This window comes from Erwinia sp., assembly GCF_031978025.1.
Taxonomy (GTDB): Bacteria; Pseudomonadota; Gammaproteobacteria; order Enterobacterales; family Enterobacteriaceae; genus Erwinia.
In genome coordinates this window covers 17920-27404 of the sequence record NZ_DALZCD010000016.1, presented here as the reverse complement: position 1 = coordinate 27404, position 9485 = coordinate 17920, and the positions used below count along the sequence as shown (strand labels likewise).

Sequence of the window (9485 nt, the reverse complement as noted above, 5' to 3'; positions counted from 1 at the left end):
AAGATACAGACGCTCGCTAGTGAGATGCTTTTCAGTAAACGTCCGCTTTGTGCCAAAAGCGGGCGTCACTCTCACAAAACGTTTAATCTGCAATTTAACCATAGCGCTACTCTCGTCATCGAAAATAAAATGCAGATCTTATGTCGCACGTTAAGCAACCTGCTCGCTTCCTGTGCCAATTAGCGCCTGCCCGTCCTATAAATAAAATGCTCAATTTGCATAAACATTTTTTATCTGCAAATCCTCTTGAGAGACAACGCTTTAGGGATGTGCAATGATTGCAAAACATTTTACAGTTTGGTTTCGCCACCATGCCTTCTGTCCCCTACCCTGTATTAACGCTTTTGGCCCTAACGCTGTTACTGGTTAAGGCGCTGTTCCCCGCGAATCAGCGTCATCACGGTACCCTCTTTTTTCTTTCTGCATGCATCCTTCTCATTACAATCAGTACGCTGCGCTGGGAATATAATGACGTCTTCCTGAGAAATATTCAGTCTTGCCTGGCAATGATTTTGCCGCCTGTCGCCTGGCACAGCTTCATCTCCATGGCGCGCATCAGCAGGCAGCGTTACCTTATACAGTTACTGGCACCGGTAACGCTGGCTTTATGCATCAAACTAGCATGGCCCTCGTCGACAGACTGGCTTCTTATACTCTTATTTACCGGTTACGGATGTAGCCTGCTTAACGCTGCCCGACAGGGAGAGCGCCTGTTGACATCATGTCGACTGGATGACTTAGTACAGACGAAAAGGATGGCTTTCTTAGCAGGGGGAGTGCTGTGTATGTCCGCATTCACCGATATGCTGATCGTGTTTGATTTCGGTATAACAGGCGGCAAACTCGCCCCTGACATTGTCGTGATTTCGCAGACAATGCTGTTGCCTTTTATAGGTGCAGCAATTTTAGCGGCAGGAAAACGTGTTGAGTCGACTGATACCAACGAAGAAACTGTACCGCCTTGTCCCCCTCCAGCAGAGGCGGAGGTGTCCCAAACATTCAATATGCTGGAGAAAAAGGTACGTGAGAGCCAGCTTTATCTTAACCCCGATCTAACGCTTGCACTTCTCGCAAGGAAAGCGGGGATACCTGCTCGTCAGCTGTCAGGTGCAGTTAACGCGGCCAGCCAGGGAAATGTCTCTCAGTGGATAAACGGTTTCCGTATTGAAAAGGCAAAGGAGCTGCTGGTAAACACCCCTTTGCCCGTTACGGAAATTATGCTGGAGTCAGGATTCACCACAAAATCTAATTTCAATCGCGAGTTTCAACGTATTGTGGGCGCCTCTCCTACGGCTTTTCGTCAGCAGGCGCGCGATATTTTAGCGACACGCTCAGAAATGCGCTGATTTTATCTGCGAGTTGATGATGAATCTTGCTTCGGCTAATTCCGTTCGCATCGCTACAAACAATGCCGTCGCCCGGCGACTCCTTATTGAGCAGACCTTCCGCGCCGGTTTTGCAGAGTTGCATGAAACTGAAGTGCGTTGTCCCCGCAATGACTTCATACGTTCTCCATTGCGGCTTTATCCAGGCGGTCAGATAACCCGACTCCTGCGCTGCTGGCAGCCTGGCTACATTATCCATCTGGGCGGCCAGAAGCAGAACGGGTATATCAATCTGGCTCAGACTTTGAGGGGTAAAGCCAGGTGCCAGGCCGAGGTCGAGCGAAACTACCGTTTTGATTCTTGCGTCCCGGTAATTTGCCGATAACGCGTCGCGTGTCTGCACCGAATCAATACCCAGTTTGTTAATTAAAATACAGTCACCCCGCTGCGGCTGCGGCTGGCAGTCATGGATAAATTCCCCCGGGTCAAATTGCGCGCCAGCAAGCGAGAGCACGGTCCAGCCGCCAAGTGAATGACCTAAAGCGGCAATACGACCCTTATCGGTTTCGCCAAATAGCCGGGGAAAGCCAGTAACAAAATCGATAGTTCGGCTAATATCCAGCGGACGCTGCCACAGTTTTTTCGCTTCATCCGGATCCTGATTAAAGGTGGTGGTGCCGGGATGATCGGGTGCAGCCACAATATAACCCTGCATCGCCATAATCTGCGCAAGCCAGGATAAATTTCGCCAGTTGCCATTGTAACCGTGCGAAATAACTAAAAGCGGGTGCGCTCCCGGCGCGGGCGGTGCATTGCGGGTAACGGAAACACCCTCGAACGCAGCGTTCTCTCCTACCTTTTCAACCTTATCAGGCGCAGCAGCGGGGTACCATACTGCCAGTTTCAGCGTCCTCTCATGTGGGGCTGTTAAATCAAGCTGACGGAATCCAGGATAAGCCCTGACCTCCATGGCGAAAAGTAAAAGTAAAAGAATCCCTGACTCGATGAACATATGCCTACCCTCTTCGAATGAATGAGGGTGTATTCATAATAGAAATCCCCAGTGGCCGCGTCCTTGAACATGATTCAGGTCGTTCTGGGACCTATAAAAATTATATCTGACCACTTATCGGTAGCTGTGCGATAAGGATGAACGCGATAAGTGCGGTTAAACCTGATAATCAACAGAAAAGAGAGGCTACATCAGCGGCGGCGTTATTCAGCCCGCGTGATACCTGCCGCTTCTGAATTTCAGCCGGTCCAGGGCGTCTATGATGTCCGCTATTCGCTCACAGTGGACATCATAGATTAGAACCGCTTAGTGACAAAAGCGGACGTTGCCCCGCGTCCTTTGTGCCGGAACCCGTCAGCCGGCGCTTTATCACCGCGTCCGGCATCTGAGACGCGGCCTGAAGGTTCAGGATGTGTTCTTCATAAAGCCGCCGCGGCTGGCGCCCGGAGGCTGACCGTTGATACGCTTGAACGCCCGACTGAACGCCGCTTGCGATGTATAGCCCAGACGCTGGGCTACCGTGTCGATAGAGAGATTCTCCTGACTGAGCCACTGACTGGCGAGCCGCATACGAAACTCCGTTGCATAGCGCAGAGGCGGCACGCCAATTGTCGCCTTAAAGCGATCGGCAAAAACAGAACGGGATACATACGACTCCGCGGCCAGTTCAGCAACCGTCCATTCTTTGCCTGGCTGACGGTGTATAGCCAGTATGGCTCGGGCAAGACGCGGATCACGCAATGCCGCAAAAAGGCCCGATGCGGTTTCACAGCCACATTCAATCCATCCACGTACAATCATCGAGGCCGTTACCTCGGCAAGACGAGCCAGAATACCGGCAAAGCCAATACGCCCTGAGCATATTTCGCTTTTCATGGCATACAGGATGGCCACCAGACCAGGATAGCGCTGCTGGTCAGTATTGGCCACAATGACTTCCGGCATCAGTTTACCCAGCCCCTGCATACCGCCGAGATCGAATTCCATACAACCGTAAAAGAGCACTGCGCCTGGTGTTGGGTGCGTGCTGGGGCACGTATCAACTCCGCTAACGGCTTCACCCAGGGGAGCCGTGGCGAAGTTGTCGATATGTTGAAAAACCGCCTCGGGGTCTGAAAGGAGCTGATGCTTTCCCCCTTGAGGCATGAACACAGCATCGCCCGCCGCAAGCTTATGAAGCGTGCCGTCATTGGTACGTAAGAAAGCGGTGCCAACGGCCAGATAATGAAAGTAAGCGTGCCCCTGCCTGTCATCAAACCCCAGCCCAAAAGAAGAGCCGGTCTGAATGCGGCGATACTGGACGCCGCGCAGGCGCATGCCTGTCAATAGTTCACTGATAAGATCGGACGTCAGAGCCAATTGTTCCATAACGATCACTTCAGGCGTTTCAAGCATAAGGTAAGGACTCAGCATCATAGATCGTCCTGCCACTCGGTGCCAAACTTTCCGCTGTGATTATTATCGAGGGATACGCAAGATGAGAAATAACGTGAACAATGCTGTGCCAGAGTCTGCTAATGCAGAGGAGCCAACGGAAGCAGCATGGACGGCTATATTTTCTCTGGCAATGGGCGTGTTTGGCTTGCTGACGGCAGAATACCTGCCTGCCAGTCTGCTGACGCCTATGGCTGCTGACCTGCATGTTTCGGAGGCCCTTGCTGGCCAGGCGGTGACCGTAACGGCAGTCGTAGCTCTGTTTGCAGGCCTCCTGGTGCCAGGCCTGACTCGCAGATTTGACAGAAGGTTAGTCCTTTTGAGTTTCACAACGCTGATGATAGCCTCCAATCTGCTGGTGGCCTTTTCCTCAAGCCTGGCCGTTCTGTTAATTATGCGAATATTGCTGGGCATTGCTCTGGGAGGATTCTGGAGTATGGCCGCTGCCGTAACCATGCGTCTGGTTCCGGCCAGGCGCGTTCCGCGCGCCTTATCCTTTATCTTTAGCGGCATCGCCGTAGGCACCGTGGTTTCGGTCCCGCTGGGAAGTTATCTGGGCGGGCTCTACGGGTGGCGTAGCGCTTTTTTGGCAGCAACCGCAGTGGGCGTGCTGACGCTAATCGTCCAGTTATTTACTCTGCCGGGTATGGTGGCGCGCAAAACAGCACGAACCGCATCGGTAATAGAGTTACTCCAACGACCCGGCATTGCACTGGGAATGATGGGATGCGTGCTTGCCCATACCGGACAGTACGCGCTGTTTACTTATATTCGACCGGCTCTGGAAAGCGTTACCCATGTTGATGTGAATGGGTTGTCTTTAATGCTTCTTGGGTTCGGCGTGGCCAATTTCGTAGGGACGCTGCTGGCCGGATGGCTGATGGAGCGTAGCCTGCGTGCCACCCTGGTGCTGATGCCTGCAATAGTAGGCGTAGCGGCGCTTTTCATGATCTGGCTTCCCGTACAGATAAACGGATTGATGTTCCTGATTGTGCTGTGGGGACTGGCGTTTGGCGGCGTTCCCGTGGCCTGGTCTAACTGGGTGGCGCGCGCTGTGCCGGATCAGGCAGAAACAGCCGGAGGCATGGTGGTCGCATCCGTACAATCCTCAATCGCTGCAGGCGCGGCCTTAGGGGGACTCATGTTTGGCGTCAGTGGCGTAACGGGCGTTTTTATAACCGCAGGGAGTATGATGCTGCTCGCGGCTCTGTTTATTGCCATGAAGGTTCGGGTGGAGCGGCCACAGCACGGCCAGCCCGACAGCCCGGCAGCACACTTTTAGCTCAAGGTTAAGGGAGGCACAGAACGGCGCCTTTATATAAACGGCGCCCTGTAAGTGCACTCGTTGCGAGCGCACTCCGGTAAACAGAGATAGCCCGCACTTAAGAAGCTGACCAGCCGACATGTTGTGAATATTCCGAAGCCCGTAACCGTCAACCGCGACCACCAGATTGTCGGTGCTAATGCTTTTTCAACTGTTTTGCGCGTTCATACTCCAGCAAATAACTGAGCAATGCAGGAAGCAGAGTGAGAGTAAAAAACGTCGCGGCAACCAGCCCTCCAATAATGGCCAACGCCATCGGCCCCCAGAATACCTGTCTCGCAATAGGGATCATGCCGAATACCGCTGCGCAGGCTGTCAGCATAATGGGTCTTGCACGATGTAGGGCAGCGTTGCGAATGGCATCAATACTGCTCAACCCTGCCTTCAGATTTTCATCCACCTCAGCAATCAGAATGATGGCATTGCGGATGATCATCCCGCTTAACGCAATGACGCCCAATAAGGCTACAAACCCTAATGGCGTTCCCATTGGCAGAAGGGCGACAACGACACCAATGAAACCGAAAGGTGCCATCAGTGCCGCGAGGATGACGCGAGAATAACTCTGCAACTGCACCATCATCACACCAAGCATAATGATGACGGTGACAGGCAGAATCGAAAGCAGGGAATCATTCCCTTTATCTGACTCTTCAGACGCCCCACTGACCTGGAGCGAATAATCTGCAGGAAGCTGCTGTTTAAATCGCATGATGCTCGGGGTTAAATCGTCAATTACACTCTCTACATTCCGTCCGTGAGCCACATCCCCCTGAACGGTTATCGACGCCTCGCGATTGCGACGTTGAATCATCGGGTCTTTAAGCCCCCACGTGAAAGAGGCGACCTGTGACAGGGGCACTTTCGCTCCAGTACGGGTGGTCATCAGCGTCCCTTCTAAATGGGATAAGTCGCTCCTGTCGGCCTCAATTTCCTGCAGAATTACGTCCGTGCGGTGATGCTGTTCACGAAGTTCGGTTATCCGGGAACCGCTATAAATCATATTCATGATGTTCGATATCTGTTCTGTCGTCAGTCCGGTCATGCTTGCTGAAACCTGATCGATCTTCACATCGATGGCACGCTGGGGATCGCCCGCTGTCAGATTCAGCCCGGTTATACGTGGATCTTTTGCCAGCATGGCTGATAGCTGGCGCGCATACAGGCGAGTTTGGTTGAAATCAGGCCCGCTGACCCGATATTTCAGCGGCCATCCCACTGGCGGCCCCAGTTCCAGCGGCGAGATACGCGTCACGATATCGCTGAACTGGTCGCGTAGGACTGCCGACAACTTTATCTGTAGCGCATTACGCGCTTCCAGGTCTTTGGCAACGACAACCAGCTGGGCAATATTCTCAGCATCAGACATAAGATCCATAGGCAGGTAAAAACGCACGGCACCGGTCCCTATATAACTGGAATAGCGTTTCACGCCGGTTTCTTTATTGAGAATCTCTTCAAGACGGTGAGTTTCCCTTTCCGTTAACTGCTGGGTACTGTTCTCAGGTAGTGTCAGGCTGATCAACAGTTCCGGGCGGTCAGATGCCGGAAAAAATTCACTTTTCAGCCATTGGCTACTCCAGGCGGATAAACCCAGTAATACCACTGACGAGAGAACAACGGCCAGACGGTGTTTAAGTGTAAGGTTCAGAATGGCCTCACAGGCGCGAAACAGCCCTCCCCTGCTTTTATCATGATGCTGTCTCTTTGCACCGGAAAGCAGCCACACACCAGTCAGCGGCGAGAAAAGGACGGCGACAATCCATGAACTTAGCAACGAGATCAATATGACCGCAAACAGAGAGTAGCAATATTCCCCGGCCATGGACTTTGCGAACCCTACCGGAATGAAACCCGCGATCATCACCAGCGTGCCGGTAAGCATAGGATAAGCTGTTTTTACAAAGGCACTTGATGCTGCCTTTCGCAACGGCTCTCCTTTCTCAAGATTCGCTATCATGGATTCAATCGTTATCATTGCATCATCCACCAGTAACCCAAGTGCAATGATTAATGCGCCCAGAGAGATACGCTGAAGCCCTATTCCGGCCAGCGCCATCCCGGTAAAGGTCAGAGCCAGAACAAGAGGAATAGCAACCGCAATAACCAGCCCTGCCCGTAATCCCAAAGAGACAAATGACACGGCAAGCACAATAACAATCGCCTCCATCAATACATGAAGAAAACCCTCGATCGCCTCATCCACAATGGCTGGCTGATCTGCAATCTTTGTAATGACAATACCGTATGGAAGCCCGGCCTTTATCTTTTCCAGTCGCCGGTCAAGATCGTGACCAAATTGCAGCATATTCCCGCCTGACACCATCGCGACCCCGATCCCCATCGCCGGATGGCCATTCACATGGAACAATGGAGAAGGTGTGTTCTCTTGTTTTCGCTCTATGCTGACGATATCAGTCAGGGCGATCGTCCGGCCGCCAGCACTCAGGCTGATATGCTTCAGCGTTTCTTCCGTCAGTTGATTCCCGGTAACATCCACACTGACGCGATCGTCTTTTGTTCGCAACGTACCTGAGGGGGTAACCGCGTTGTTGTCCCTGACAGCCGAGATAATGTCATCAGGCGAGATGCCCATAGCGGCTATCTGGCGTGCGGAGAAACTGAGCACCACCTGTTCGTTTGGAATGCCTATCTGTATTATTTTTCCGATATCCTTAACGCTTCTGAACTGGCGTTGGATGTTATCAACAATATCCCGCGTTTCGCTGACGCTAAAACCGTCTGTGGTGATACCGAAAATCGTCCCGTAAGTGGCATCGTATTCATCATTAACCACCGGGGAACCGGCCTGCTCTGGAAGCAACACCGTAATGTCCCGCATCTTCTTTCTCAGTTGCTGCCAGACAACTTTGACCTGATCGGGCGGTGTATCATCCCGGAGGTTTACCGTAATTTCGGTAGACCCCTGCCTGGTCTGACTTTCTACGCTGTCAAACCATGGTAATTCCTGGACGGACTTTTCAATAGGATCGGTGACCAGATCGACCATTTCTTGCGGTGTCGCCCCGGGCCACTTCGTACTGATAAGGGCTTTTTTAATGGTAAAAGCAGGATCCTCATCGCGTAACAATGAAGTAAAAGAAAGATAGCCACAGGCCATGATGATGAGGAGCAGGAAGCTGACCAGCTGTTGATGCGTCAGCGCCCACGACGAAAGATTAAACTTAGTGTTATTCATTTCGTCACTCCGGAGGGAACCACCACTTTTTCCCCATTTTCCAGCGTGTTAGCGCCCGCTGACACCACTCGATCACCCGGCGCAAGCCCGGCTGAAACCCAGACGTTGTCGGCCGTATAGCGATCGATAACCACCTGACGTAATTCAAGTTTGTTTGTCCCGCTAGCCACAACGAATACCGCAGGGTGATTACCTGAACGTGTCAGAGAGGATGCCGGGACGGGAAAATACAATTTATCGGAGGTCTTCAGAGCTACAGTGACAGCACGACCCATGACGGCCGCAGGGCTGGAGGCCTCCAGCGTCGCCCGCACCAGGCTGGTACGTGTCACCTTGTCGAGCTGGGGAGAAAGATAGCGTACCCGGGCTTCAAACTGATTATTGTCAATATTAACCGATACAGCATCACCGGGATGCAAACGGGTACTCGTCTGAACAGGAACGCTGAACTGAACTTCCACAGTACAAGAAGCAATTTTGATAATGTCCTGTCCTGCAGCAACATTTTGCCCTGAAGAGGGGGCAAACAGCGTTACCACGCCATCAAATGGGGACGTCAAATAGCTGAAACCCGACTCATTCAGTGCAGCTGATTTTTGCGCCTGCGCGCGAATTTTACGGGCCATCAATGTCGCCATCGATGCCCGGGCTTCCTCCAACTGTGCACGTGAAGCGGTGCCAATATAATAGAGCTTTTGCATTCGCTCCAGCTCCAGTTGTCCCTTATGTTCAGCCGCCAGCGCCTCCTGATACTCTGCAAGCGCAGCTATCCTGTCCTCATGACTTTGTGAACCGGTCAGCGTGGCCACGACCTGCCCCTTTTTGACTTTGCTGCCCACCTCCACAGCCCGGATGGCCAGTCTGCCATCCACACGGAATTGCAAACTCACCTCTGCCGCTGGCTGAAGGATACCTGTCCATGTCGTGGCTGGCAGAGGCTGTTGCGAGGCAATCCAGATCCGCACCTGACGTGGCTGAGAGCTTTCATGGACTGGCTTATCGCATCCGGCAAGGACCAGAGAAAAGAAAATGAACAAGGTCATCAAAGACCGTTTTAAAAACGGATGACAACTTTTTAAAAGATGATTCAGATAGGGCATTGTGCGGTTCTCGGTGAATTTTATAACCGCATCTAAACGTATAATGAACAAGGAACATTTCAGGGTTTATCAAGGAATGATAAACCGATGT

General features: G+C 52.3%; 6 protein-coding genes. 2 read left to right on the top strand and 4 right to left on the bottom strand.

What is annotated here, in order from left to right; all coding sequences use genetic code 11:
- Nucleotides 1-278 precede the first annotated feature (278 nt).
- Entirely contained in the window at nucleotides 279-1346 is a 1068-nt protein-coding gene (locus RTK32_RS02515) for an AraC family transcriptional regulator (protein WP_312041948.1), read from the top strand.
- On the opposite strand, the gene RTK32_RS02510 is transcribed toward RTK32_RS02515, so the two are convergent.
- Together RTK32_RS02510 and RTK32_RS02505 are read right to left on the bottom strand one after the other, a co-directional pair.
- Nucleotides 1288-2295 carry a prolyl oligopeptidase family serine peptidase gene (locus RTK32_RS02510; protein WP_312041949.1) on the bottom strand — a complete coding sequence of 336 codons (1008 nt, stop codon included), beginning with the start codon at nucleotides 2293-2295 and terminating at the stop codon, nucleotides 1288-1290. The genes RTK32_RS02515 and RTK32_RS02510 overlap by 59 nt on opposite strands.
- Before the next feature lie 447 nt (nucleotides 2296-2742).
- Nucleotides 2743-3753, bottom strand: a complete 1011-nt coding sequence (locus tag RTK32_RS02505) for an AraC family transcriptional regulator (protein WP_312041947.1) — start codon at nucleotides 3751-3753, stop codon at nucleotides 2743-2745.
- Nucleotides 3754-3814: 61 nt separating this feature from the next.
- Between RTK32_RS02505 and RTK32_RS02500 the strand changes: the two genes are divergently transcribed.
- Nucleotides 3815-5053 carry an MFS transporter gene (locus tag RTK32_RS02500; RefSeq protein WP_312041946.1) on the top strand — a complete coding sequence of 413 codons (1239 nt, stop codon included), beginning with the start codon at nucleotides 3815-3817 and terminating at the stop codon, nucleotides 5051-5053.
- A 178-nt stretch (nucleotides 5054-5231) separates the two neighbouring features.
- Here RTK32_RS02500 and RTK32_RS02495 read toward each other — a convergent pair whose 3' ends face one another.
- Nucleotides 5232-8294, bottom strand: coding sequence for an efflux RND transporter permease subunit (locus RTK32_RS02495; RefSeq protein ID WP_312041945.1), 3063 nt, complete (start codon nucleotides 8292-8294; stop codon nucleotides 5232-5234).
- Nucleotides 8291-9394 (bottom strand): efflux RND transporter periplasmic adaptor subunit, encoded by a 1104-nt coding sequence (locus tag RTK32_RS02490; RefSeq protein WP_312041944.1) that lies wholly within the window; start codon nucleotides 9392-9394, stop codon nucleotides 8291-8293. Before RTK32_RS02490 ends, RTK32_RS02495 begins: the two co-directional genes overlap by 4 nt.
- Nucleotides 9395-9485: the final 91 nt, after the last annotated feature.